Annotated in this window: 22 protein-coding genes; 11 read left to right on the top strand and 11 right to left on the bottom strand. The window is 72.9% G+C overall.

What is annotated here, in order from left to right; all coding sequences use genetic code 11:
- Window positions 1–117: 117 nt before the first annotated feature.
- The 3 genes from ASE87_RS15400 to ASE87_RS15390 are packed head-to-tail and all read left to right on the top strand — an operon-like array spanning window position 118 to window position 6,211.
- Entirely contained in the window at window positions 118–1,788 is a 1,671-nt protein-coding gene (locus ASE87_RS15400) for a DUF3375 family protein (RefSeq protein ID WP_056230231.1), read from the top strand.
- Window positions 1,785–2,765 (top strand): DUF4194 domain-containing protein, encoded by a 981-nt coding sequence (locus ASE87_RS15395; protein ID WP_056230228.1) that lies wholly within the window; start codon window positions 1,785–1,787, stop codon window positions 2,763–2,765. Before ASE87_RS15400 ends, ASE87_RS15395 begins: the two co-directional genes overlap by 4 nt.
- Window positions 2,762–6,211, top strand: a complete 3,450-nt coding sequence (locus ASE87_RS15390; RefSeq protein WP_056230225.1) for an ATP-binding protein — start codon at window positions 2,762–2,764, stop codon at window positions 6,209–6,211. The genes ASE87_RS15395 and ASE87_RS15390 overlap by 4 nt, the downstream gene beginning before the upstream one ends.
- Window positions 6,212–6,442: 231 nt before the next feature.
- Here the strand turns inward: ASE87_RS15390 and ASE87_RS15385 are convergent, their stop codons facing one another.
- Together ASE87_RS15385 and ASE87_RS15380 are read right to left on the bottom strand one after the other, a co-directional pair.
- Window positions 6,443–7,165, bottom strand: a complete 723-nt coding sequence (locus ASE87_RS15385) for a response regulator transcription factor (protein ID WP_056230222.1) — start codon at window positions 7,163–7,165, stop codon at window positions 6,443–6,445.
- Complete coding sequence (locus tag ASE87_RS15380; protein ID WP_056230219.1) at window positions 7,162–8,397, bottom strand: sensor histidine kinase; 1,236 nt, start codon at window positions 8,395–8,397, stop codon at window positions 7,162–7,164. Before ASE87_RS15380 ends, ASE87_RS15385 begins: the two co-directional genes overlap by 4 nt.
- A 179-nt stretch (window positions 8,398–8,576) precedes the next feature.
- Here ASE87_RS15380 and ASE87_RS15375 point away from each other — a divergent pair, with 179 nt between their 5' ends.
- Window positions 8,577–9,272, top strand: coding sequence for an ABC transporter ATP-binding protein (locus ASE87_RS15375; RefSeq protein WP_056230216.1), 696 nt, complete (start codon window positions 8,577–8,579; stop codon window positions 9,270–9,272).
- Window positions 9,269–10,579 (top strand): ABC transporter permease, encoded by a 1,311-nt coding sequence (locus tag ASE87_RS15370; protein ID WP_056230212.1) that lies wholly within the window; start codon window positions 9,269–9,271, stop codon window positions 10,577–10,579. Before ASE87_RS15375 ends, ASE87_RS15370 begins: the two co-directional genes overlap by 4 nt.
- A gap of 123 nt (window positions 10,580–10,702) precedes the next feature.
- Here ASE87_RS15370 and ASE87_RS15365 read toward each other — a convergent pair whose 3' ends face one another.
- Genes ASE87_RS15365 through ASE87_RS15340 form a run of 6 tightly spaced genes read right to left on the bottom strand, consistent with a single transcriptional unit; the run spans window position 10,703 to window position 19,373 of the window.
- Window positions 10,703–11,368 (bottom strand): TetR/AcrR family transcriptional regulator, encoded by a 666-nt coding sequence (locus ASE87_RS15365; protein WP_235472380.1) that lies wholly within the window; start codon window positions 11,366–11,368, stop codon window positions 10,703–10,705.
- Window positions 11,365–13,590 (bottom strand): CocE/NonD family hydrolase, encoded by a 2,226-nt coding sequence (locus tag ASE87_RS15360; RefSeq protein WP_235472378.1) that lies wholly within the window; start codon window positions 13,588–13,590, stop codon window positions 11,365–11,367. Before ASE87_RS15360 ends, ASE87_RS15365 begins: the two co-directional genes overlap by 4 nt.
- Window positions 13,587–15,449, bottom strand: a complete 1,863-nt coding sequence (locus ASE87_RS15355; RefSeq protein ID WP_082452724.1) for an ABC transporter ATP-binding protein — start codon at window positions 15,447–15,449, stop codon at window positions 13,587–13,589. The genes ASE87_RS15360 and ASE87_RS15355 overlap by 4 nt, the downstream gene beginning before the upstream one ends.
- Window positions 15,446–16,477, bottom strand: a complete 1,032-nt coding sequence (locus ASE87_RS15350; protein ID WP_235472376.1) for an ABC transporter permease — start codon at window positions 16,475–16,477, stop codon at window positions 15,446–15,448. The genes ASE87_RS15355 and ASE87_RS15350 overlap by 4 nt, the downstream gene beginning before the upstream one ends.
- On the bottom strand, window positions 16,474–17,682 hold the full coding sequence (locus ASE87_RS15345; protein WP_235472374.1) for an ABC transporter permease: 1,209 nt from the start codon (window positions 17,680–17,682) through the stop codon (window positions 16,474–16,476). Before ASE87_RS15345 ends, ASE87_RS15350 begins: the two co-directional genes overlap by 4 nt.
- A complete protein-coding gene (locus ASE87_RS15340) occupies window positions 17,679–19,373 on the bottom strand; it encodes an ABC transporter substrate-binding protein (protein WP_082452723.1) in 1,695 nt (564 codons plus the stop codon). The genes ASE87_RS15345 and ASE87_RS15340 overlap by 4 nt, the downstream gene beginning before the upstream one ends.
- 516 nt (window positions 19,374–19,889) lie before the next feature.
- Here ASE87_RS15340 and ASE87_RS15335 point away from each other — a divergent pair.
- The 3 genes from ASE87_RS15335 to ASE87_RS15325 are packed head-to-tail and all read left to right on the top strand — an operon-like array spanning window position 19,890 to window position 20,835.
- Window positions 19,890–20,201 carry a hypothetical protein gene (locus ASE87_RS15335; protein ID WP_056230209.1) on the top strand — a complete coding sequence of 104 codons (312 nt, stop codon included), beginning with the start codon at window positions 19,890–19,892 and terminating at the stop codon, window positions 20,199–20,201.
- 45 nt (window positions 20,202–20,246) lie between these two features.
- Window positions 20,247–20,525 (top strand): hypothetical protein, encoded by a 279-nt coding sequence (locus ASE87_RS15330; RefSeq protein WP_157489944.1) that lies wholly within the window; start codon window positions 20,247–20,249, stop codon window positions 20,523–20,525.
- A 28-nt stretch (window positions 20,526–20,553) separates the two neighbouring features.
- Window positions 20,554–20,835, top strand: coding sequence for a hypothetical protein (locus tag ASE87_RS15325; protein WP_056230203.1), 282 nt, complete (start codon window positions 20,554–20,556; stop codon window positions 20,833–20,835).
- A gap of 90 nt (window positions 20,836–20,925) precedes the next feature.
- Here the strand turns inward: ASE87_RS15325 and ASE87_RS15320 are convergent, their stop codons facing one another.
- The gene (locus tag ASE87_RS15320; RefSeq protein ID WP_056230199.1) at window positions 20,926–21,768 is read right to left on the bottom strand and encodes a nuclease-related domain-containing protein; all 843 of its coding nucleotides are present in this window, start codon (window positions 21,766–21,768) and stop codon (window positions 20,926–20,928) included.
- A 180-nt stretch (window positions 21,769–21,948) separates the two neighbouring features.
- Window positions 21,949–22,530: a G5 domain-containing protein gene (locus ASE87_RS15315; protein ID WP_235472373.1), complete on the bottom strand. Its 582-nt coding sequence runs from the start codon at window positions 22,528–22,530 to the stop codon at window positions 21,949–21,951.
- A gap of 409 nt (window positions 22,531–22,939) precedes the next feature.
- On the opposite strand from ASE87_RS15315, the gene ASE87_RS15310 reads away from it, so the two are divergent.
- Entirely contained in the window at window positions 22,940–23,491 is a 552-nt protein-coding gene (locus ASE87_RS15310) for a hypothetical protein (protein WP_056230197.1), read from the top strand.
- A gap of 64 nt (window positions 23,492–23,555) precedes the next feature.
- Here ASE87_RS15310 and ASE87_RS15305 read toward each other — a convergent pair whose 3' ends face one another.
- Window positions 23,556–23,903, bottom strand: coding sequence for a hypothetical protein (locus tag ASE87_RS15305; RefSeq protein ID WP_056230194.1), 348 nt, complete (start codon window positions 23,901–23,903; stop codon window positions 23,556–23,558).
- Window positions 23,904–24,080: 177 nt separating this feature from the next.
- Between ASE87_RS15305 and ASE87_RS15300 the strand changes: the two genes are divergently transcribed.
- On the top strand, window positions 24,081–24,581 hold the full coding sequence (locus ASE87_RS15300) for a GNAT family N-acetyltransferase (protein WP_082452721.1): 501 nt from the start codon (window positions 24,081–24,083) through the stop codon (window positions 24,579–24,581).
- A gap of 127 nt (window positions 24,582–24,708) precedes the next feature.
- Window positions 24,709–25,233 carry a GrpB family protein gene (locus ASE87_RS15295; RefSeq protein ID WP_056230191.1) on the top strand — a complete coding sequence of 175 codons (525 nt, stop codon included), beginning with the start codon at window positions 24,709–24,711 and terminating at the stop codon, window positions 25,231–25,233.
- Window positions 25,234–25,262 lie beyond the last annotated feature (29 nt).

The raw sequence follows: 25,262 nt of genomic DNA, 5'->3' as shown, positions 1-25,262 counted from the left end.
CCCCATTCCCATCCCCATCCCCCCATCCTGGCCGCTGCGGACGACGAGCGACACTGTCGCCGAGCGGAGCGTCACCAGTTGGTATCGTCGTCCGACGATTGCCGGAGGTCTTGCTTGGTGAACCACCCGTCGGGGCACGACGACGCCCTGAGCCGCGACGACGTGCGCGCGGCGTACGAAGACGACCCCACCTGGGCCCTGCTCCGCGGCTACAACGCCCGGTGGATGCTGCCGCTCTTCTCCCGCCACCTCGAGCACGCCGAGGGTCCGGTGTCGGCCGACTGGTTCCACCGGCAGGTCGCCGACGCCCTCGAGCAGAACGCCGCCGAGCAGGCGGCGTCCGAGCGGGACCCCGAGGAGGCGCGGCCCGCGTCCCCGACGCCCGTCGCCACGCCGGCCCCCACCGAGCAGAAGACCACCCCGGCCGAGTACTGCCGCAGCTGGGTCGAGAGCCGCTGGCTCGTCCGCACCCGCGCCTCCGGACCGGACGCCCGTGCCGAGTACCGCCTGTCGCCGCACGCGCTCAAGGCGCTGCGTCTCGTGCGCGACCTCGTCGAGCGTGACAACGCCGTCAGCGAGGCCCGCCTCGGCAGCATCGCCCACGCCGTCGGACAGCTCGCGGGCCTCGCCGATCCCAGCCGCGAGTCGCAACTCGCGCGCCTCGACGAGCAGATCGCCGAGCTCGAGCGCCGCAAGGCCGAGATCGAGCGGCACGGCACCGAACCCACCGCTCCCGACGTGCTGCGCCGACAGGTGCGCGAGGTGGTCCGTCTGACCGCGTCGCTGCCCGAGGACTTCCGGCAGCTCGGCGCCATGGTCGAGCAGCGGCACCGCGAGGTCGCGCGCCGGGCGTCGTCCGAACACGTCGGCAAGGGCGCGCTCGTCGACCAGTACCTGCGCGACAACGACCTGCTCGAGCAGACCCCCGAGGGACGCGCCTACCGCGGCTTCGCCCAGATGTTGTCGTCGCGCGGCATCGACGTGATGCGGGCCGACATCGAGAAGGTCCTCGCGCAACCCGACGCCGCCGCACAGCTCACCGAGCGGCAGCGCACGCAGCTCGAGTCGCTCATCTCGTCGCTGCTCGCCGAAGAGCAGAGCGTGCAAGAGACCTACGGTCGCTGGACGTCCTCGCTGCGGCGCTTCCTCAGCCGGTCGGGCTCCGACCAGCAGCAACGCCTGCTCACCCTCGCCGACCGGGCGCTGCACGCGGGTGGCGTCTGGGCCGAGCGCCGGCCGGGCCACGCCATGCTGCCGGTCGAGCACGGCGACGGGCTCGACCTCGGGGCGCTCGACGTCCGCGACGTCAGCCAGGTGCAGCTGCACACGGACCGCGCACGGCCGACGGTCGACGTGCAGGTGACGATCGGCGACGCGACCCTGCCCGAGGCCGACCGGGCCGCCCTCCGCCTCACCTCGGGCACGAGCACGGCGGCCGTCTCGGCGACGATCGACCGGCTGCTCGCCGACCACGACGAGGTCACGAGCGTCGACGTCTACCGCGCCACCGAGCCCGAGTTCCGCCGCCTCGCGCTCGTCCTCAGCATGCTCGACCTGGCGCTCGAGCGCGGCGTCGTCGGCGACGACACCGAGACCGTCGAGCTCGTCGGCGATCCCACCGGCCCCGGTGCGTCGTCGGACGCGGGCCCAGGAGGCGCGGGTCGGCAGGTCACGCTGCCCCGCCTCGTCTTCCGGCGCGACCCCGCGGGCCCGCCCGACGCCGCACCCGCCGCCCCCGCCGAGCCCGCCCTCACGACCAGCACGACCTCCACGAAGGACCTCGCATGAGCCCCGCAGCCCCCTCGGACGAGACCGGCGCCGACGAGGCGACCTGCGCCTCCTTCGCCGAGGCGATCGCCCCCTCCGGCGACGAATCGGCGCGCGCCTCCCGCGACGCCTTCGACGACGGCGACGCCGACGACGGGGCGACCGGCGTCCCGGACGCGCTGCCGCTGGCCGGACGCAAGGCACTGGTCACGCTGCTGACCCATCGGTTCGTGTCCCGCGCCCGGCAGCAGGAGGCCTGGGCCGGCCTGCTCGCCCACGAACCCGAGATCCGGGCGCGGCTCGAGGAGCTGTTCCTGGTGCTGGTCGTCGACCACGACCACGAGGTCGCGTTCAAGCGGCAGGGCGGCGAGGACGACGTCCCCGTGCTGCTGCGCCGCGAGAAACCGCTGTCGCGCGACGCCTCGCTGCTGATGGTCTTCGCGCGCCGCGAGCACGCCTTCACCGACGGCCTCGACGAGGCGGTCGTGATCTCGAAGGACGCCGTGGCCGAGTTCCTCGGTCGGTACCACGACGACTCGGGCTCCGACGAGGTGCGCGCCCGTCGCCGGGTCGACGCCGCGATCGCCGCGCTCGTCGCCCGCGACCTGCTGACGGCCGAGCCCGACGACCCCGAGCTGTTCGTCGTCTCGCCCGCGATCGTGCCGCTGATGACCGCCGACCGACTCGCGCACCTCGAGCGGGTGTACCTCGAGGCCGCCGGGGTCGAGGGGGACGAGACCGGCGAGGACGACGACGCGGTCGACACGACCGGCGACCCGAGCACCGAGGCCGACCCGGCTGACGACGTCGACGTCGACGTCGTCACCGTCGCCGACCCGGAGGTCGAACCCCACCTCGTCGACGACCCTGCCGCCCCGGCGGACGACGCCCCCGAGCCCGACCCCGAGCCCGACCCGACCGCCGTCCCGCTCGACCTCGACCTCGAGCCCCCGCTCGACACCGACACCGACACCGACCCGGAAGCACCCCAGGCATGAGCATCGCCGACACCCCGCCCGACCTCGGCATGTTCCACTCGGGCCAGTACCGTATCGAGCAGGTGCAGCTGCTGAACTGGGGCAGCTACGCCGGCCTGCACCGCATGCCCGTGGGGCGCGGCGGCATCGCCATCCTGGGGCCCACCGGCCGCGGCAAGTCGACCGTGCTCGACGCGATGGCCGCGGTCATCATGCCCAACCCGCAAGAGTTCAACCGGGCCGCCCGCGACGACAGCCGCCAGCGGTCCGAGCGCACGGTCTACAGCTACGCGCGCGGCAAGACCGACGAGGTCCGCGACGCCGCCTCCGACCGCACGACGACGCGGTTCCTGCGACCGCTCGGCCAGGCGTTCCCGAGCGGTGCGGCGATCACCTGGTCGACCGAGCTCGGCCAGACCGTCACGGCCGTCCGCGTCGCCTGGATCGGCGAGGACACCGCGAGCCAGGACGACGTCACCCAGGCGAGCGTCTACCTGCTCGCGCAGGGCCGCTTCGACCTCAGCCGCCTGTCCGAAGTGACCCGCGAGGGCACGAGCCAGAACCCGCTGACCCGCGGCTCGCTCGCCCGCCTGCTCGACCCCACCACCGACCTCGCGACCTCGTCACAGCCCGAGCTGCGCGTGCGCCTCTGCGGTCAGCTCGGCATCGGCGGCAGCGACGAGTCACAGCTCAAGGCCCTGACCCTGCTGCGTCGGGCGCAGGCGTCGAAGGGCGTGTTCTCGATCGACGACCTGTTCAAGCAGTTCGTGCTCGTGCAGCCGCAGGCGCTGAGCCGGTGGGAGACCACCCTCGCCACCTACCGTGAGGCCTCGGCCCTCTACGACGTGTTCGAGACGACCCGCAAGAAGCTCGACGTGCTCGAGTCCGTGCCGACGCTCGCCGACCGCTACGAGCTGGCCGGCCGCGACGGAACGGCCAAGCGCCGCCTGCTCGCGGACGCCGACGGGCCCAGCCGCCTGCGCGTCTGGTTGGCCGAACGCGTCGGCAGCTGGGTCAGCGGCGAGGTCGACCGCGTCACGACCGAGAAACGCGAGCAGGGCGAACGCCGGAGGCGCGCCCAGGCGGACGAGCAGCTCGCGTTCCGGTCCCGTGAACAGGCCCTGGCGCGGATCAGCGAGCTCGGGGGCGACCCCACGCAGTCGCTCCGCGAGCACGTGGCCGCCGCCGAGGCCGAGCTCGCGGCCGTCGAGCGCACCCGTGGCCGGCTCGCCGCCGCCCTGGAGTCCACCGGCGAGTCCCTCCCCCGGAACGACGAGCAGCTCGCCGCCCTCGGACAGCGCGCCGACCGCCTCGCGGCCGACGACGCCGCGGCCCGGGCCGCGACCGCCGACACCCGCAGCGACCTCGCCGCCCGCATCGGTGAGACGAAGCGCGCCCTCGCCGCCCTCGAGAAGCAGAAGCGGTCGTTCGAGCAGCGCCGCAGCAACGTGCCCGACGACGCGATCGAGCGACGTCGCCGCATCGCCGAGGGAGCGGGCGTGCCGGTGTCGAGCCTGCCCTACGCCGGCGAGCTGTTCGAGGTCGCGCCCGAGCACACCGGGTGGGCCGTCGCGATCGAGCGGGTGCTCGGCGATCTCGCCACGCACCTCCTCGTCGACCGCTCGCACTTCGACGCCGTGCGCCGCTGGGTGAACGAGAACGACGTGCGCGGACGCGTCACGCTCGTGCCGGCGACCGCCGGGGCCGAGCCGAAGCTCACCCCCGTCGACCACACCGTGCCCGCGATGGTGCGGCTCGACCCGGCCAGTCCGTTCCGCGGCTGGCTGCACGACGAGCTCGTCGGCGACCGGAGTGTGCTCTGCGTCGAGGGTCCCGACGACCTCGACGACCCGCGTCCGACCGGCACCCGCGGCGCCGTCACGCGACGGGGCCTCCGCACCGGGTCGCGCGACCGTGTGATCAAGGACGACCGGACGACCCGCTCGTGGATCGGCCTCGACAACGCCGCGCGCATCGCCGAGCTCGGCGACGAGATCGTCGACCTCGAGGCCGTGCTGGCCCGGGTCCGCGGCGAGTACGACGCGATCGAAGCCGAGGCGGCCGACCGCCGCCGGGTCGCCGACGCCGTCGCCCGGTCGAAGGAGTTCACCTGGGACGAGCTCGACACCGCGCCCGCCCAGACGCGACTCGACGACCTGCGCGCCCAGCTCGACCGCATCGCGGTCGAGCGTCCCGAGCTCGCGACGTTGCAGGCCGAGGCGACGCAGCACGACGACGACCGCTCCGTCGCGACGCGCCGCCTGGCCGAGATCGACCAGGTGCTGGCGCAGCTCGACGAGAAGCACGCGACGCTCGTCGACATCGAGGACGAGTTCGCGGACGCCGCCGACGCCGAGCCCCTGACCGACGACGAGCGGGCCCTGCTCGCCCCGCTGCCGTTCGCGGCACCGCGCGAGGCGACCGACGTCGCCCGGCTCCACCGGGACGCCGCGTCGCAGCTGCGGGCCCAGGTCGACGCGCACGACCGCGACCGGGCGAACGCCGAGTCGACGCTCGTCGTCGTCTTCGAGCGCTACCTCGAGCTCGACCGCACCGCGGGCATCGACGCCACGATCGAGAGCCTGCCGTCGGTCCGCGCGATCCACCGGCAGCTCGTCGAGGACGACCTGCCGCACGCGAAGCAGCGCTGGCTCGAGAAGGCCGGCAGCGACGTGGGCGACAGCCTCCGGGCGCTGCTCGTCCAGATCGAGGAGGACGGCCACGTCATCCGTCGCGGCGTCCGCCCGATCTCGCAGGCGTTGCGGTCGATCGAGTTCCGCCAGGGGTCGACGCTCGACATCGAGCCGCGGCCGGTGTCGAACGGCGACCTGCTCGAGTTCAAGCGCACCCTGCGGGAGCACACCGGCGGGGCCGGGGGCGCGTCCGAGGCACGGGCATCGGACGGACGAGCCCCGGAGGCGCGGGACGCGTCCGAGGTCGAGCGCCGGTTCCTGAGGCTCCGCCGCGACCTCGCCCACCTCGAGGAGAAGTCGAAGGTCGGTGACGCCTGGCGCCGCCGGGTGCTGGACGCGCGGGAGCACTACCAGTTCCGGGCGATCGAGACCCGGGCCGACGGCACGCAGATCGTCCACGAGGGCGTCGCCGGCAAGTCGGGCGGCGAGGGGCAGGAGCTCATCGCGTTCGTGCTCGGGGCCGCGCTGCGGTTCCGGCTGGGCGACGGCACCGACCGGGTGCCGACCTACGCGCCGATCGTGCTCGACGAGGGTTTCGTCAAGGCCGACGCCGAGTACACCGGCCGGGCCCTGGCGGCGCTGACCTCATTGGGCTTCCAGCTCGTGGTGGGCGCGCCGCGCGACAAGGTCAACGCCTTCGAGCAGCACGTCGAGAGCGTGGCCTACATCTCGAGCGACCCGTCGAACCCCGAGCTGTCGCGCATCTACCCGCTGACGATCCGCCAGGCGATCGAGGTCGAGCAGCACGGCCTCGACCCCGCCGCGCTCGGCTGACCCGCGCCTCCCCGTCCTCCCTCCGATCGAGTGGGCAGAAGATGTCCTCCGCTCCCGGCGGAAGGACACCTTCTGCCCACTCGCGTGCAGTATGACCAGGCGGGGACACCGGCGAATTCGTGGTCGCCGGGCGTCCGTGTGCGCCCGAGTCCGCCGAACCCGCCCGCTTCCAGGAGGTGCGGGTCGGGCCCCGCAGGACGCACCGGGCTCCAGCACCTCGTTCCCCGATCGTCAGTATCCCGGCGCGAGCAACCCCGTCTCGTAGGCCAGGATCACGAGCTGCGCCCGGTCGTGGGCGTCGAGCTTGGTCATGATGCGGTTGACGTGGGTCTTGGCGGTGTGCGGCGAGATGACCAGGTCGGTGGCGATCTCGGCGTTGGCGCGCCCCCGGGCGACGAGCAGCAGCACCTCGCGCTCGCGGTCGGTCAGGTGCGCGAGCTCGGGCGGCACGGCCGGCGAGGGCGTGCTTCCCGACGACGGCTCCCCTGACGACGGCGTTCCCGAGACCGATCCCGCCCCGCCACCACCCGGCAGCACGTACTTCTCGATCAGGCTGCGCGTCGCGACGGGCGACAGCAGCGACTCCCCCGCGTGGACGGCCCGAACCGCCCGGACGATCTCGTCGGGCTCCGCGCCCTTGCCGATGAACCCGCTCGCGCCGGCGCGCAGGGCCGCGACGAGGTACTCGTCCTCCTCGAACGTGGTGAGGATCAGCACCTTCGTCCCGGCGAGCAGCGGGTCGGCGCAGATCTCGGCCGTCGCGCCGATGCCGTCGAGTTCGGGCATGCGGATGTCCATGACGACCACGTCCGGTTTGAGGGACGAGGCCCGCATCACCGCCTCACGACCGTTGACGGCGTCGCCCACGACGTCGACCCCGTCCTCCCCGTCGAGGATGTCGGTGACGGCCTGACGGATCAGCGGTTGGTCGTCGACGACGAGCACGGTCGTCACGAGACTCCCCCGAGCCCACCGGACGAGCCGGCCGAGCCGGCCCCGTCGGCCGCACGCGTCACCGGCAGCACGGCCGCCAACCGGTAGCCTCCCGGCGTCGGCCCGGTCTCGACCACCCCGCGCACCGAGGCGACGCGTTCGCGCAGCCCGAGCAACCCGTGCCCACCCCGCACGTCGTCCGAGTCGGGCTCGACCCGCACCACCGGCACCGGGTTCGTCACGACGATCGACACCTCGTGCTCGTCGACCGCGATGAGCACGTGCGCGCGGTGTTCGGCACCGTGCTTGCCGGCGTTCGTCAGCCCCTCCTGCACGACCCGGTACGCCACGAGGTCGGCCGCGCCCGTCACCGAGGCGAGCGGCCCCTCGACCCGGGTGCCCACGACGAGCCCGGCGTCGGCGAACCCGGCCACGAGTTCGTCGAGTCGCGCGAGGCCCGGTTGCGGCGACGCGACCCGCTCGGAGTCCTCGGCGCGCAGCACCTCGAGCAGGTCGCCGATCTCGCCGAGGACCGTCCGGGAGGCGCGGCGGATGGTCGCGAGGGCCGTCACCGCCTTCTCGGGTCGCGTCTCGATCGCCGACGACGCCACGCCCGCGTTGAGGCTGATCACCGAGATCTGGTGGGCGACGGCGTCGTGGAGGTCGCGGGCGATGCGCAGCCGCTCCTCGGCAACCCGGCGCGAGGCCTCGGCCTCGCGGGTGCGTTCGGCTCGTTCGGCGCGCTCGGTGACGGCCTCGATGTACTCCCGTCGGGAGCGGCTGGCGTCGCCCGCCGCGGCGGCGAAGGCGACCAGGAGCGTGAACTGGACCACGGGCAGGTCGACGACGCGTCCCCCCACGCCCAGCAGGCCGAGCAGCGCGACGGCCAGGACCGTGGCGACCGTCACGACGATGGTGCGGCGGCGCGGGGTCCGCGCGGCCACGGCGAAGACGGCGATGCCGGTGGCGAGGACGACGCCCGGTGCGAGCGTGCCGAGCAGGGCGGCGATGCCGAACAGGCCGACGATCGCGGCGAGAACCGGGACGGGGCGTCGACGACGGACCGGCAGCAGCACGACGGGGGCGAGGACGACCGCGACGGCCAGCACGCCGGTCGGCCGGAACCCCGGGACGGGGAATGGGGCGAAGGCCGCACCGACGACGAGCGCCGCGGCGAGCGTGTCGCCCAGCCACCACGGGACGCGAGGTCGCGGGTAGGGCGGCTCGCGCCTCCTGCCGTCCGTCGTCGTCATGACCCCATCGTGCCCTGGAACGCCCACGGACGAGTCCCCCTGTGGCCCGACGTCGCGTACCGCGGTCGCGGTACGGGCGCTCGGGCAGGTGTCCGCGGTGGGGGGACGCCCCGAACGGCGCGGCCCGCGAGTGTGGGTCTCGGCCCCGGAGACACCGGGCCGTCAGCGACAGGAGCACCATGGCGCCGATCATCTCGGTCCGAGACGTCCACCGTTCGTACGGGCGCGGCCCGAACCGGTTCGAGGCCCTGAAGGGGGTGAGCTTCGACATCGCCGAGGGCGAGAGCGTGGCGATCGTCGGCAAGAGCGGCTCGGGCAAGTCGACCCTGATGCACGTGCTCGCGCTGCTCGACGCCCCGACGACCGGCACCGTCGAGCTCGAGGGCGTCGACACGAGCACGCTCAAGGGCGGGCGCCTGAACCGCACGCGCAACAAGACGTTCGGCTTCGTGTTCCAGCAGTTCTTCCTGACGTCGAGCTCGTCGGTGCTCGAGAACGTCGTGCTGCCGATGAAGATCGCGGGCGTGCCCCGCGGCGAGCGCCGTCGCCGAGGACTGGCGGCCCTCGAGCAGCTCGAGCTCGCCGACAAGGCGAAGAACAAGGCCCTGGACCTGTCGGGGGGTCAGAAGCAGCGCACGGTGATCGCGCGGGCGTTGGTGAACGATCCGCGCATCATCTTCGCCGACGAGCCCACGGGCAACCTCGACACGGCGACCGGGGCGGTCGTCGAGGACATCCTGTTCTCGTTGAACCGCGAGAACGGCATCACGCTGATCGTGGTGACCCACGACGAGGAGCTCGCGGCGCGCTGCGACCGGCGCATCGTGATCCGCGACGGGCTGATCGTCGACGACGAGGCCGAGGTGGCCGCGTGAAGACCACCGACCTGCTGCTGACCGCCGTCTCGAACACGTTCCGGTCGAAGACGCGGACGATCCTGACCATCCTGGCGATCTTCGTCGGCGCGTTCACGCTGACGCTGACGAGTGGACTGGGCACCGGCATCAACGCCTACATCGACGACACGGTCTCGGCCGTCGGCTCGTCCGACACCATGACGGTCACGAAGGCCTCCGACGACGCGCAGGGTCTCAGCGTGGGTGACTCGGGTCCGACCGAGTACGACCCCGACACCGTCGCCGCCGGCGGGTTCGGTGCCCCCGGGTCGACCGTCGTGGCCCTGACCCCGGACGACGTGACGACCCTCGAGGGCATCGACGGCGTGCTGGACGTGCAGCCGACCCAGTCGCTCTCGACCGACTACGTCGAGGGCGAGAGCGGCACGAAGTACGTCGTGTCGGCGAGCGCCCTCGTACCCGGGCAGCAACTCACCCTGACCGCGGGTGACCAGCCCGACGACGACGCGACCGACCTGCAGGTGGTCGTCCCGACGTCGTACGTCGGTCCCCTGGGGTACCGCGACGACGAGGCGGCCGTCGGTCGGTCCGTGACGCTCGCCGTGACCGACGCCACGCGCACGCAGCACACCGTCACCGCGACCGTCGTCGGCGTCGCGGAGGAGAGCATCGCCTCGCCCGCCGGGGCGGCGGTCACCCCGAACGCGGCGCTCGGCACGGCCCTGTTCGACGCGCAGAACGTCGGGCTGCCCGCCGACCAGGTCGACCGCTACGCGCAGGCCACGGTGCGGTTCGCCTCGGATGCGTCCGACCAGCAGGTCACCGACCTCAAGGACCGTCTGGCCTCCGCCGGCTACACCGGCACGACCGTCGCCGACCAGCTGGGCACCTTCACGACGGTGATCGACGGCATCGTGCTGGTGCTCAACGCTTTCGCGATCATCGCCCTGCTCGCGGCGAGCTTCGGCATCGTCAACACGCTGCTGATGAGCGTGCAGGAGCGCACCCGCGAGATCGGCCTGATGAAGGCCATGGGCATGGGCAGCGGCAAGGTGTTCGGCCTGTTCAGCCTCGAGGCGGCGTTCATCGGGTTCCTCGGCAGTGCGATCGGCGTCGGCGTCGCGATGATCGCCGGCAGCCTGGTCAGCGCGGCCCTGGCCGGGTCGTTGCTGTCGAACCTGCCCGGGCTGACGCTGATCGCGTTCGACCCCGTCTCGATCGTCCTGATCATCGTCGTGGTGATGGTGATCGCGTTCCTGGCCGGGACCCTGCCCGCCGCCCGCGCCGCCAAGGCCGACCCGGTGGAGTCGCTCCGCTACGAGTGAGGCGGATGCGGGCGGCGGGCCCAGGCGCAGGCGTGCGCCGGAGCGGGCGGGTTCGGTGGAAGCGGGCGTCTCCGGACGCCCGGCTCCGCCGGACCCGCCCGTTCCCGGACGAGGAGGCGCGGGTCAGCCCCGGAAGGACGCCCCGGTCTCGTGCTCCAGCAGCGTCCACATCCAGTCGAGCGCGAGGGCGGACGTCAGGCCGGGGGCCTTCTGGGCGAGCTGGGTCGCGAGGCCGTCGCTGTAGGCCGCGAGCTTGAGGGCGAGCGCCGACGGGTCGGCCGTCGCGAAGCGCCCCTGCTCGACCCCGCGGCGCAGGGTGCGGGTCAAGCAGGCCTCCCACACGCGGATGCGCTCGACGTACTCGGCGGCGACCGCGGGCTTGCGTGCCACGGCCGTCCAGTAGTCCGACCAGAGCCGCCAGTGCTCGTCGGTCGCGTCGGTGTCGGCGAACAGGGGCTCGACGAGCATCCGCACCCCGACGACCGGGTCGGACTCGGCGTCGACGGCTTGGATGATCGACGAGTAGAACCGTGCGGTCTCGAGGACCACGACCTCGTTGAGGATCTCGGCGACACCGTCGAAGTGGTAGGTCACGGTGCCGACCGAGACCCCGGCCGCGGCGGCGATGTCGCGCAGACGAGTCGCGCCCATGCCCTCGCGGACGATCACCTCGCGGGCCGCCTCGACGATGGACGCCCGCCGGACGACCGGCTTCTGCCGCACGCCCGCGCCGCCCATGCCGCTCACGCTGCTGACGCCGCCCGCGCCCGTGCCGCTCGGGCCGCTCACGCCGACGTCCGCGGCACGAGCTCGTCGAAGGTCCGGTCGGCGACGAGCACCGTCTCGGCCTCGGGCCCGCCGTCCCGGGCCCAGGCCCGCACGGTGTTCTCGACGCGGAACGCCTCCGCCGACGCCGTCACGCGGGACGTCGTCTCGAGCCACGCCTTCCAGGTCGGCTTCTCGAGCCCGATCGCCCAGCGCGACTCGGCCGACGCCGACAGCGGGTCGCCGTCGACGATGCGGTAGGTCTCGCGGCTGTCCTCGGTGAAGACCAGGCCGTCGGGGTACTCACGGCCACCGCCGTAGCCGGGGTCGACGTCGAGCACCCACTCACCCGTGCCGACGTCGTGCGAGACGCTGCGCTGCGGCAGGTCCGAGGTGGGTGGCAGGGCACGGATCGCCAGGGGCTGGGCCCGCTCGGGCGCCTCGAACGCGATGCCGTCGTCGACCGGGTGCTCCGCCGACCCGTCGCCGGGCCCGCGCGTCCACACCGGCAGCGTCACGCTGCTGCGCGTGGGGTCGAGCGTGAGGGTCGCCTCGGCCGGGTGCGGCCAGACCCACGGCCAGTAGGCGCTCGACACGGCGATCCGGAGGCGGTGGCCGGCCGGGAAGGAGTGCCCGGTCGAGACCAGGGCGACCCGCACGACCTGCTCGACCCGCGCCTCCATCGGGTCGTCCGCGCGGTCTCGTCCGTTCCGCTTGTTGAGGTTGAGCACGCCGCGGGTGACGAGCGTCGACGAGCCGTCGGGGGCGACGTCGCACAGGCGCACGATGACGGTGCCGTCGGGCACGTCGCTCGTCAGGGCGAGGTCGGCCACGACGCTGCCCAGCACGTCGAGCGTGGCGTCGACCGGCAGGTCGAAGCAGACCGAGCGGCCGTCCTCTGCGCGCTGGTCGGGCGGCAGGTCGGTCGCGTTGCCGAACGGGAAGAACCGCCCCGCGTCGAGCCCGGTGCTCTGCGGCGAGCGCACGACGACGGGGCCGTCCGACCCGCCGCGCAGCGAGTCCAGCGGCACGATGCGCGCCTCGGTCGAGGGCGACGGCCAGGTCGAGGCGGCGACCCACCGCCCGGTCCGCTCGGCGTAGTACGTCGCCGGCGGCTCGGAGTCGTTGATCCAGGCGCGCAGCGCGGGCTCGACGTCGACGCCGTTGGGGCAGTCGAGCAGCCAGCGGTCCCACCAGCGAAGGGTCTCCTGCAAGAACCCGATGCCCGGGCCGGGGGCCAGGCCACGGTCGGGGTACTGGTGCGACCACGGCCCGATGATGCCCTTGACCGGCGCGTCGACGTTCTCGACCAGCCGCAGCACGGCGTCGCGGTACGGGTCGGCCCAGCCCCCCACGGCGAGGACGGCCGCCGTGATCGACGAGTAGTCCTCGCAGACGCTGCCGTGGCGCCAGTAGTCGTCGCGTTCCTGGTGCGAGAGCCAGGTCGTCGTCATCGGTCGGTTGTGCTCGAGGCGTTCGCGCCAGCGGGCGACCCAGTCGGCCCCGACGACCTCGGGTCGCGGCGGGCGCGAGTTGAAGGCGAACATCGTGCCGCCCCACGACGCCATGTCGATGCCGAGCACGGCGCCGCCCATGTAGTGCACGTCGTTGTCGTACCGGTCGTCGGTCGAGCAGACGGTGACGATCGCCTTGAGCGCGGCCGGAGCCCGCCCGGCCAGTTGCAGCGCGTTGAACCCGCCCCACGAGATGCCGAACGCACCGACCGCGCCGGTCGACCAGGGTTGCGCGGCGAGCCACTCGATCAGCGCGATGCCGTCGTCGAGCTCCTGCACCGAGTACTCGTCGTCGAACAGGCCGTCGCTCGACCCCGTGCCGCGGATGTCGACCCGCACCGACGCGTAGCCGTGCGCGGCGTACCAGGGGTGACGCTCGCTGTCGCGCGGAGCCGTCCAGTCGTCGAGCCGGTAGGGCAGGTACTCGAGCAGCACCGGCACGGGCTCGTCGACCACCGGGGCCCAGATGCGGGCGTGCAACCGCGTCCCGTCGGGCATCGGCACCCACTCGTCCCGTACCTGCACCTCGAGCGGGCCGCTGCCCCGCGGCCGGTCGGACGCCGGCCGCCGGGTCTCGGCGAGGTCGGGCCGCGGGGCACCCAGGGTGCGGCCCGCCCCGGTCCGCGTCGGCTCCTGCAGGAGGCGCGGGTCGCCGAGGAGGCGCGGGTCGCGCTCCCCGTCCCCCCGCTCGTCTCGCCCGGGTGCCGTGCCGGTCGTGCCGCTCGTGCTCACATCGCCTCCCAGCGCTTCACGTGGTGTCCGTCGCCGTGGTCGTCCCAGCCGTCGGCGTCCCGCCAGCGGGGCCGGGCGTCGCCCACGTCGGGCAGCTCGGTCGTGCCCGGGTCGAGGGTGGCGTCGAGCAGGGTGCGCGTGTACGGGTGGTTCGGCCCCTGGAAGACACGCTCGGTCGGGCCGACCTCGACGATGCGGCCACCGGTCATGACGGCGACCCGGTCGGCGACGCCGCGGACGACCGCGAGGTCGTGGCTGATGAAGAGGCAGCTGAGCCCCTTCTCGTCGCGGAGCCCCGCGAGCAGGTCGAGCACGCCGGCCTGCACGCGGACGTCGAGCGCCGTCGTGATCTCGTCGGCGATGATCAGCTCGGGTCCGGCGGCGAGCGCCCGGGCGATGCCGACGCGCTGACGCTGGCCGCCCGAGAGCTGCGCCGGCAGGCGTGAGGCGAACTCGGGCGGCAGGCCGACCTCGACGAGCAGCTCGGCGACGCGCTCGGGGCTCGACTCGCCCGTGAAGAGCTTTAGCGGCCGGGCGATCGCGGCGCCGACGGTGCGGCGGGGGTTGAGCGACGTGTCGGCGTTCTGGAAGATCAGCTGGATCGACCGGCGCAGCGTCCCCGTGCGCCCGGCGACGGGCCGCGTCAGGTCGCTCTCGACCCCGTGGGCTCCGTGGAAGGCGAACCGACCCGACTCGGCGGGGATCAGCCCGGCGAGGGCCGTGGCGAGCGTGGACTTGCCACTGCCGGACTCCCCCACGACGGCGAGGGTCTCGCGGCGGCCGATGGTGAACGAGACGCCGTCGACCGCGGCGGGCAGGCCGCGCCCGTACCGGACGACGAGGTCGCTCGCCGTGACGACCGGCCCCGTGGCGGGTGCGGTCCTCGGGTCCTGCGCCGCGCCTCCTGCGGGTGCGTCGTCCGCTTCGCGCCGCGTTTCGTGCTGCACACCCCGACTGGTCGCGGTGTCGTGCACGGAACGCGGTGCGGTGGCGTCGGCGTGGACGCGCGGGATGCTCGCGAGCAGCTCGCGGGTGTACTCGTGCTGCGGGTCCGTGAAGAGCGACGCGGTCGGCGCGTGCTCGACGATCCGGCCCTCGTGCATGACGGCGATCTCGTCGGCCATGGTCGAGACGACGCCGAGGTCGTGGCTGACCAGCACGATGGCCATGCCGAGTTCGACGGCCAGGTCACGGATCAACTCGAGGACGGCCGACTGCGTCACGACGTCGAGAGCGGTGGTCGGCTCGTCGAGCACGAGCAGCTTCGGCCGGGCCGCGATGGCCATGGCGATCGCGACGCGCTGCTGTTGCCCACCCGACAGCTGGTGCGGGTAGCGCCGCACGATCGTCTCGGGGTCGGGCAGGCGCACGTGGCGCACGAGTTGGAGCACGCGGTCGTCGCCGCCGGGCAGTCCGTGGCTCTCGAGCGCCTCGCGCAGCTGCCGTCCGACGCGGATCGACGGGGTGAGCGCCTGCCCGGCGTTCTGGGCGACGAGGGCCGCCGTGCCACCCCGCAGGGCCCGGCGCGCCCGCTCGTCGAGGGCGAACACGTCGTCCCCGGCGACGCGGACGCTGCCCGAGACGACCCGCGACCCGCGACGCAGGTGGGCGAGCAGGGTGCGGGCGACCGTCGACTTGCCGCTGCCGCTCTCGCCGACCAGGCCGAGGGCTCGTCCGGCGCCGACCTCGAAGCTCACGCCCCGCACGACCGGCACCTCGCGGCGACCGGCGGCGTACGAGATGGAGAGGTCGTCGACGCGGACGACGGGGTCGGGGGCGACGTCGACGGGGCGACCCGCGCCTCCTGCGGTGGTGGCGGTGCCGGTGGTGGTGCCGGTGGTGGTGAGGGGCTCGTTCACGAGACCGCCCCCTTCTGTGCGCGGTCGACGCCCAGCGACTTGCTGAGCCCGTCCGCGCTGAGGTTGAGCCCGATGACGAGCGTGGCGAGGGCGACGACGGGGGCGAGCGTGCCCCACGGGACGACGGTGAGGGCGGTGCGGTTCTCCTGCACCATGAGCCCCCAGTCGGGCGTCGGCGGGTTGGCCCCGAACCCGAGGAACGACAGGGTCGAGATCAGCAGCACGATCCAGGAGGCGCGCATCGCGTACTCGACGAGCACCACGTCGGTGACGTTGGGCACGATCTCGCGGAACACGATGCTCAGCGGCTTCTCGCCGCGGGCGCGGGCGGCGGTCACGTAGTCCTGCGTGATGACGGTGCGGGCGGCCCCGCGGACGACGCGGGTCACGGCCGGCGCGTAGATCACGGTGACGGCCAGCACGATCACCCAGAGGCCCGAGTCGAACACCGTGACGACGACGAGCAGCGCCAGGATCGACGGCACGCTGAGCAGCGCGTCGACGATGCGCATGACGACCTCGTCGAACCAGTTGTCGGCGTAGGCGGTGACGCAGCCGAGCACGGTGCCGATCCCGACCGCGATCGTCGTCGCGAGGAAGGTGACGACGAGTGCGTACCGGCCGCCGTTCAGCGTGCGCGACAGGATGTCGCGGCCGTACTGGTCGGTGCCGAGCCAGTGCGCCCAGCTCGTGCCGGTCAGGGCGGCCCCCGAGTCGGTGGCGACCGGGTCGTGGCCGGTCAGCACCGGGGCGAGCAGCGCCAGCAGGACGTGCAGGGCGATGAGGCCGAGCCCGATGCTCAGGGCCGAGGAGGCGCTGAGACTGCTGGTGAGGGACGTCGCGCTCGCGCGCAGTCGCCTCGGCCAGCCGCCCGCGGCCTCGGGGCCGGCCGATGCCGGGCCGCCGACCTGCGCGCCCGGGGTGGCGGGGTCCGCGGTCGTGGCGACCCGCGCCTCCTCGGCGGTGCGGTGTCCGGTGCCGTCGTGGCCGCTGTCGGCGGGCGGGGTCCGGTCGCGTGCGGGGCTCATGAGCGGGCCTTCCGTCGGGTGCGCAGCCTCGGGTCGAGGGCGAGCGCGATGAGGTCGGCGGCGAGGTTGCACACCACGTAGACGAGGGCGCTGACGACCGCGATCGCCTGGATCGTCGGCAGGTCGCGGTTGAAGACGGACTCGAGCATGAGCTTGCCCATGCCCGGGTAGTTGAAGACGTTCTCGACGACCACGACGCCGCCGAGCAGCCAGGCGACGTTCAGCGCGACGACGTTGAGCGTCGGCAGCAGGGCGCTCGGCACGGCGTGACGCCAGACGACCTGGCGCGTCGACAGGCCCTTGAGCTCGGCCGTCGTGACGAACTCGCTCGCCATCACGTCGATCGTCGACGAGCGCGCCGTCCGCACGATGTAGGCGGCCATGGCGAGGGTCAGCACGATGACGGGCAGCCAGATGCTCGGCAGCAGTTCGGCGACCGTCGCGTCCTGGCCGCGCAGCACGACCGCCGGGAAGATCGGCAGCGCGATGGCGAACAGCAGCACGAGCACGGTGGCGACCATGAACTCGGGCACGCTCATGACGACCAGGCTGATCAGCGAGATCGCGTGGTCGCTCGGGCGGCCGCGACGGACGCCGGCGATGACGCCGAGGGTCAGCGACAGGGTGACGCCGACGATCATGGCGGGCAGCGCGATCAGCATGCTGTTGCGGAAGGCGATCAGCAGGTCGGGGCCGACCGGCAGGCCGCTGACGAGCGAGGTGCCGAAGTCGCCGTGCGCGGCACCGGCCAGCCACTGGCCGTAGCGCACCCAGACGTTCTGGTCGAGGCCGAGCGTCTCGCGCAGGGTGGCGACGGCGTCGGGGGTGGCGTCCTGGCCGAGCAGCTGCTGCGCGACGTCGCCGGGCAGGGCCTGCACCGCGAAGAAGACGAAGAACGAGGCGAGCAGCACGGTGAGCAGGGCGGTGCCGACGCGGCGGGCGACGACGATCAGGGTCGCGGCGAGCGGGGACGTGGTGTGCGGGCCGCCGGCGCCCCGGCCGCCGGCGCCTCGGCCGCCGGACGAGGAGGTGCGGGTCGCGCCGTCGTCGCCGAGTTCCTTCTCGAGAGCGCGCGTGGCCGCCCGTCCGCGGGCCTCGGCGGAGGTCGCGCTCGGCGGGGTGGGCCGGGTGACGCCGCCGTCGTTCGCGCGGGGGTCGTTCGTGCCGCGGCCGTTCGTGCCGCCGCCGGTCGGTGTGGGGCTCATGCGCGGAGTCCGATCTGCAGGTAGTCGAACTCGAAGCCGAACTCGCGGTAGTTGAGGACGTCGCGCGACAGGCCGACGAGGCGGTCGCCGAACATCGGGGTCATGTCGGCGGAGTCCTCGACGACGATGCGCTGGGCGTCCTGGTAGAGCGTCATGCGGCGGGTGTCGTCCATCTCGGCGCGGGCGTCGTCGAGCAGGCCGTCGAAGGTCGGGTTCGACCAGGCGCTCTCGTTGTACGACGATCCGGTGCGGAAGATCTGGTTGAGCAGCTGGTCGATCGGGCGTCCGGTGAACCAGTAGCTGACCGTGAGCGGCTTCTGCATCCAGATCTGCGTGTAGTACGAGTCGGACGAGGCGTTGCGCACGGTCAGGTCGATGCTCGCGTCGCGGACGGCGTCACGGTAGGCGACCGCCATCGGGGTGAAGACCGACTCGTAGCTGGAGGTGTAGATCTCGGTCTTCAGCCCCTCGCGGCCGGCCTGCTTGAGCAGGGCGCGGGCCTGGTCGGGGTCGTAGGCGCGTTGGTCGTCGAGCCAGACGGCCTGCGAGGGAGGCACGGGGTTGTCCCAGCCGGGCGAGCCGGTGCCCTGCAGGGCGGTGGCGACGATCGCCTGCGGGTCGTAGGCGAGCTTCATCGCCTGGCGGACGAGCGGGTCGCTGAACTCGGCGCTCGTGGCGAGCATCGGGATCGTGTACCACTGGGCGTCGGGGGCGCGGGCGACGGTGGCGCCGGCCGAGGCGCTGACGACCTGGGCGGTGGCGAAGTCGAGGTTGGTCTGGCTGATCAGGTCGATCTGGCCGGCGAGCAGGGCGTTGACGCGGGCGGTGGTGTCCTGGATCGAGAAGAAGTCGATGCCGTCGAGCACCGGTCGGCCGGCGAAGTGGTCCTCGAAGGCCTCGACGCTGCCGGTGCCCGCGGGCTCGAAGCTCGACAGGCGGAACGGTCCGGTGCCGATGCCCGTGCGTCCGATGCCGCCGCCCTGGCTCGGGTCGGCACTGCCCTCGGGCACGATGTAGCACTGGTACGCGGTGAGCAGCGAGGGGAACTCGGCGTTCGGCGTCAGCAGGTCGAAGCGCAGGGTGAGCGGGTCGACGGCGGTCATGCCGCCGGGGCCGATCATGGCGGCGAGCACCTCGCCCTGGGGTGAGGCGGTGTCGGGGTCGAGGATGTGCTCGATCGAGTAGATCGCGTCGGCGGCGGTGAAGCGGCGGCCGTCGTGGAAGCGGACGCCCGCGCGCAGGCGGAAGGTCCAGCTCGTGCCGTCGGCGTTGGCGGACCAGTCGTCGGCGAGGTCGGGCACGGTGACGCCGGCGTCGTCGAGCTTGACGAGCCGGTTGTACAGGGCACCGAGGTACTCGTAGGCCGAGAGCGAGCTGGCGGAGTCGAGGGTCTCGGCGGCGGAGGCGGCCGGGCGCGCGATGCGCAGGCGTCCGCCGCGGGCGGGGGTGCCGGTGGCGGCGGCCTCGGGGATGGTCGGGGTGCTGCGGGCGGGGGTGCAGCCGGCGAGGGTGAGCAGGCCGAGGCCGGCGAGCCCTGCGGCGCCGGCGAGGACGGTGCGGCGGGTCGGGCCCGTGCTGCGGTCTGCGCGGCTGTCGGTGCCGCTGCCGCTGCCGGCGCGGCTGTCGGGGCCGCTGCCGGTGTCTCGCGCCGGGCGGAGCGCGTGTCGGTGTTCGGGGACGATCGGTGTCATGCGGGGATGGCCTTCCGTTTATCGTTCGGGTGAACGATAAGGGAGGTTCGTGGCGGCGGCCAGCTCGCCGGAGCCCCGGAGGCGCGGCTCGGCGCTCCCCCGCAGCCCCCGTTCTCCGCGCCCCGTCGCGGATGCGGGCATGCCCATGCGGCAGCGTGCACGGGCTGCAGTCTTCACCCACTCGTTACACGAGCGCGCCTCGCCGACGCGACCCGCGCCTCCTCGGCTTCGCCCGCTCGTCTCGGTCGAGTGGTCTCCAAACGTCCCTCCCCGCCCCACGAAGAACGTTGTCGGACCACTCGATCGACTCGCCGGGGCGACGTCCGAGCAGGAGGCGCGGGTCGGCCCGCCCGCGCCCGTCACCCCCGCGACGGCTCGAGTGGGCAGAACCTGCTCGTCGAGGACCGCCCGGCAGCATCTTCTGCCCACTCGCCCGGCTCGATCGGCCCCGGAGGACCGGCGTGCCCCTCGAAGCGGGACTCCGTCCGGAGCCGGGCCGCGCCCTAGTCTCGGCTCATGGCCACCCCGACCACGCCCCGCCTCGCGCTGGGGCGGCCCGCTCTCGCCTTCGGGCTTCTCGGGGTGTTCGCCTTCCTGTCGGACACGGCCTTCAGATGGTGGACGTTCACCCGTCCGTCCGCCCCGGTCAGGTACGTCGTGGTCTCCTCGGCGGACGGCTTCGACGGCTTTGACGGGGTGCAGACGATCGGCGGCCCGTTGCTGCTCATCGCGGTCCTCTCGATCGGGTTCGCGGTCGCGCTGCTGGTGGTGATGCTCGCGCACCGGCTGGTCAGCGCGCGTCCCGGCCGCGGTGGTCGCGCCTCCTGAACGTCCGGTCTGGTGGTGACACGGCCGAGCACCTAGCCTCAGCAGATGGATGCGTCGTCTCCCGCCAGGCGTCGTCGCCGCCTTGGCCGTCTCGCCCTCGTCTTCGGCATCGTGGGCGTCGCCGCCGCCGTCGGGTTGATGGTGATCAACGAGGTGGCGCCCGGCATGAGCGGTGCCGCCCGCTATTCCACCGCCCCGGCGATCGACTGGTTCACGATCATGCTGACCGTCGGCGGCCTGCTGTGGGGGCTCTCAGTCATCGCCCTGCCGACGGCGCTCGTGCTCGGGCTCATCGTTCTCGTGCGGTGGATGTTCGTCGACTGACCGCCTCGACCCTCCTGATCGGATTCCCGTGATCAACCTCGTCGCCCTCATCCCCGCATTGTTCACCGTGGCCGCTCTCGCAGTGGCCTGGTCGGCATCGGGCGGAACGACGACCCGGGCGCGCCGGTGGAGTGCCCGCGCTCTGGCGGTCTGGGCAGCCGTCGCCGTGGTCGCGCTCGCCGCGTTCCTCGTCGGCCTGCACCTGCAGCACGCCGACCTCGCCGTCTGGTCGGCGTTCGCACTGATCGCTGCAGCTCTTGCCGCCGTGACCGCGGCGGTGGCCCGCGTGGTGTCGTCGTTCGTGCGGTGATCCAGTACGTACCGGATCACCACGGGCGGCCTTGCCGTCTCTGGGCCAAGGCCTCAGGGCCCGCGGCTCAGGGCCCACGGCGCAGGGCACCTACCCGAAGGTCGAGACGACCGTGCTCGTGACCGTCGCCACCACCGCGATGGCGACTCCCCCGCTCGTCCCGAGAATGCCGAGCGCCGTGCCCACCCGCCACCGCCGACGTCGCCGAGCCGCGTCGTCGATGTCGCGGCGCAGGCGTTCGAAGCGGTGTTCGTGACGGAGCGTGTCCGTCAGGACCAGCGCCTCCGTGTGCCAGGTACCGCGTTCTTCGGCGACCATGGCCAGGTAGGCCAGCGCCTCGGGCGAGTGCACCCGCGGCCCGTTCATCAGCCACTTGCGCAGGCGGGCGGCCACGACCACCGGCACCGTCGGCTGCTTCTTGCCGACTGACAGCGAGGCCTCGCCCACGAGCACGATGACGGGCGTGACGACGACCTCGAAGTCGGCCGCCCTCGACATCAACCGGGAGGCGCGGGCCGCCTCGTGAAGGGAGTTGCGAGAGTGGTCGGTCCGGTGTCCGCCGACCGTCACCAAGCCGCCGCCGACCCAGACCTTCTTGCCGGCGTGGTGCTTCGTGTTGACGGTGAAGACGCCCGTCGGCCCGATGACCACGTGGTCGATGTCGGACTCGCCTGAGCCGACCGGGACGGAGTGCAGCACGGTCCACTCGGGCCCGAGCTCGGCGAGCACGCGCGCGACCTCGATCTCGCCGAGGGCGCCCTGGTACCAGCTGCGGGCGTCGGCGCTCAGGGGCGTGTGCCCGAAGAGGCGCTGCCGCCGGGTCAGTGCGGGCGCCTCGGCCTGGACGCGCAGGCACTCCTGCATCACCGAGTAGGCCGGCCGCCGGGCCTTCAACGTCATCGCCACGCTTCCGCGCGCCACGGTCTCGCTCATGTTTCCCCCTTGCCCACACGGTAGGGCGACACGTGACGCGCAGACGAGCCCCCGTTGGGGAGGTCAGCCCGCGTCCGGGCCGGCGGGCCCGATCGAGTGGTCAGAAAAGGTCCTTCCGCCGCGTGGGAAGGACACTTTCTGACCACTCGACCCTTGTCAGGAGGCGTTTCTGGCGAGCGCCTACCGGTCGCAGGCGATCCCATCGCCGTCGCGGTCGAGGTCGTAGACGTCCGAGCCGACGACGGTGACCGGCCCCTGGACGTACGCGGGGCCGTTGCCGCTGCCTCCGGCGCAGTCGACGTCCGAGGCGACGGGGACGCACGCCCCGGAGTAGTTCGAGTCGCACCCACCCGCAGCCGGAGCCGGTGCCGGTGCCGGTGCCGGTGCGGCGACGGGTGCCGGGGCGACGTAGGGCACGCGGGTTCCGACGCTCGTGACCTGCGGCACCGGGGCGACCGTGACGGTCTCGCTGACGAGAGAGCGCGCGGTCTCGATTCCGTCAGTGGTCGTCACCTCGTAGGTGTGGACCTTCGTGCCTGCCCGTCCGGTGGTCGTCACGGCGCTGGTGCCGACGTCGCGGTTCGGGTCGTCGACCGAGACCGACTCGAAAGGAACACTTTCGCTCTCGTCGACGCGGGTGATGTTGACGACCGGGGTGGGCGTCGGAGTGGGGGTCGGGCTCGTGGTCGCGTCGACGGCAACAAAGGGCCGCGCCGCGCCGTCCGGGCCAGCGGCCTGGCCTGCCCCGGAGAGTGCAGCCACGGCGGCCGCGTTCGCTGCACCTCCCACAACTAGAAGGAAGGCCATGAACCCACACGCGATCAATACGCGACCCGTATTCGTGAGCCTGTTCCACCACAGCGTCATCTTCGTTCCCCCTCGAAGTCAGGCCGGAATCGACCTCGCACAGTGTCGGCGGTGGCCCGAGCTCGGAGGCAGCCCCCGTCCGGGGGTAGAACGGTGGATTTCACCTCCGGGTCACCACGCATCCAAGGCCAGCCATCCCCCAGGCCACCTGGCGGTGAATGAACATCACTCATGAGGTGAAATAGACATCTGTTGTCGAAAACCGTTTCCCGGGGTCGACTCCCACCCATAGGGTCCTGAGGATTGCTCTGCACCCGAATGCAGGGCCTCTCCACCGTCGAGAACCCGCAGAAAGAGACACACGATGTCCCGCGCCACGAAGATCACCACCGCCCTCGCCGCCGCCTCCCTCATCGGCCTGACCCTCGCCGGCTGTTCAGGCAGCCCGGCGACGGGAACGAGCGGCGAAGCCGCGCCCAACATGACCCAGGTCGCCGCGGCCGCATCACAGAGCGCCGCACCCGCGACGGAAGCCGCCAAGACGACATTCACCTTCGGCGAGACTGCAACCTTCGACGGCCTCACCCTCGGCATCAGCGCCCCGGAAGCCTTCACGCCGAGCCAGTACGCCCTCACGGGATCGCAGCCCAGCAACGTGAAGTTCACGATCTCCATCACCAACACGAGCACCGAGGGCTACGACCCGTCGCTCACGTACATCAGCGCCTCATCGGGCAGCCAGGAAGCCGAGCAGATCTTCGACACTGAGGGCGGCCTCACCGGCTCGCCCTCGACGACGATCCTGCCGGGCTCGTCCGTCAGCTACGTCGTTGGCTTCAATGTCGCCGACCCGGCCCAGATCGTCATGGACGTCACGGGCGGTTTCGACTACGAAAAGACCACCTGGACCAACTGATCGTCGATGACGTCGCCCTTCCCCACCGCGGGAAGGGCGACGTCATTGTTTTGATCCTTCTGGCTCAGCTCCCCAGTAGGTCCGTCGCCGCCTGATCCGCCCGCCACGCCCCTACGAGCGTGCCGAACAGCAGCGCGACCATGCTCACGATCGCCCAGATGGCCATTGCGTCCTCCGACGGGCCCGTGACGAGCGGCACCACGACCGACCCCACGGCGAGCGCGCATCCCACCGTCACCGGCACGAGTGCTGCACGGTGCCCGGCCTGCCACGCCACGGGCGACGCCATCACGTGCCGGAACCGGATGCCGGCGAGGTGGTTGACCCCGAGCCATCCCCGGGCGGCGGCGAGCGTCGTTCCGAAGACGACAGCGCACCCGGCGAATACGATGAGCGGAACGACGACGAGCATCCCGCCAGGCTAGGTCGCCGCCTCCGGGCGCGACTCCCCCGCGCGGCCCGTTCTGAGCGGCCGTGGCCCACCCCGGCGTCTTCGAGTGGGCAGAAAGTGTCCTTCCGCCGCCCCCGAAGGACACTTTCTGCCCACTCGAGCCCGGCGAGCCCACCGAGCCCCAGGAAGAATGGCCCCATGCCCCTCGTCCGCATCGCCCCGACCGATGCCGACGCCGACGCCGACGCCCGAGCCGACCTCCGCGCCTTCCTCGCCGCCGCCGACCTCACGCTCGCCGGTCTCGACTCCCCCGCGCCGCGCCTCCGGCTCTGGGCCGACCGTGACGCCATCGGCACGGTCGTCGGCAGCACCGGCTACGAGCTGAGCGCCGACGGCGAGCACGCCCTCATCCGCAGCGTCGCCGTCGCCCCCGCCGCCCGCACGCGCGGCGCGGGCTCCCGTCTCGCCCGCCACGCCCTGGCCGACGCCGCCGCGCACGGAGCCCGCCACGCCTGGCTCTTCTCCCGCCGCTCCGGACCGTTCTGGCAGAAACTCGGCTTCACCCCCGCCGACCGCGACGCCCTCGCCGCGGCCCTCCCCGACACGCACCAGGTGCGGCTCTTCCGCGCCTCCGGCCAGCTCGCCCGCGAGGTCGCCTGGTCGCGCCCCCTCGCCGACCTCCGCCCGACGACCCCCTAGGAGGCGCGGGTCGTCCGCCCCACCGGTCATCGAGTGGTCCCGGATCGTCCCTACCCTCCGGGCGAACGACGATCCGGGACCACTCGACCCCGCGCCGCCGAGAGTGACACCCCGTACGATCGCCCCGATGGTCGATCTGCAGCCGCACTCCCCCACCTGGGCCGACGACTACCGCCGTGAGGCCGAGCGTCTCGCGATCGCCCTCGGCACCCGGGTCGACGCCGTCGAGCACATCGGCAGCACGGCCGTCCCCGGCCTCCTCGCGAAGCCGATCATCGACGTCGCCGCCCGCACGTCTCCCGGCACCGACCCCTTCTCCCTAGGTGCCGCCCTGACCGACCTCGGCTACGAACGACACGCCGCGGGCCCGAAAACCCACGCGGTCTACGTCCGGCTGGACGGAGCGCGACGCACGCACATCCTCCACGTCTTCCGCCCCGACCAGTGGGACGCGTGCAACCAGCGACTGTTCCGCGACCGCCTGCTGCGCGACCCGGTCGCGCGACGGCGCTACGCGACCCTGAAGGAGGCGCTGGCCGGCCTCGACGACGGACGCGCCTACACAGCCGCGAAGACCGCACTCATCACCGACCTCGTCACCGATGAGCGAGCGGCTCGTGGTCTCCCTGCGGTGACGGTGTGGGACAAGTGATCCGCCCCCCGTTCGATCGCCCCAGCCCG

The organism is Frigoribacterium sp. Leaf44 (assembly GCF_001421865.1).
Taxonomy (GTDB): domain Bacteria; phylum Actinomycetota; class Actinomycetes; order Actinomycetales; family Microbacteriaceae; genus Frigoribacterium.
This window is presented reverse-complemented; position numbering and strand designations above follow the sequence as displayed.